The organism is Streptomyces beijiangensis (assembly GCF_017315755.1).
GTDB classification, from domain to species: Bacteria; Actinomycetota; Actinomycetes; order Streptomycetales; family Streptomycetaceae; genus Streptomyces; species Streptomyces beijiangensis.
In genome coordinates, this window is sequence record NZ_JAFLRJ010001097.1 from 1 (window position 1) to 263 (window position 263).

Annotated in this window: 1 pseudogene; it reads right to left on the minus strand. The window is 71.1% G+C overall.

Features of this window, described 5'->3' with window-relative positions:
* A pseudogene (gene glyA / locus J0695_RS40715) lies at positions 1-263 on the minus strand (serine hydroxymethyltransferase); the annotation flags it as partial.

The window sequence follows — 263 nt, forward strand, 5'->3', positions numbered from 1 at the left end:
TCGCGGGCGATCTCCGCGAAGGCGGCGAAGTCGATGGTGCGGGGCAGCGCGGTGCCGCCGCAGAAGATGACCTTGGGCCGTTCCTTGAGGGCGAGATCGCGGACCTCGTCGAAGTCGATCAGGCCGGTATCGGCGCGGACCCCGTACTGGACGCCGCGGAACCACTTGCCGGTGGCCGAGACGCCCCAGCCGTGGGTCAGGTGGCCGCCCATCGGGAGGGCCATGCCCATCACGGTGTCGCCGGGCTCGGCGAAGGCGAGGTA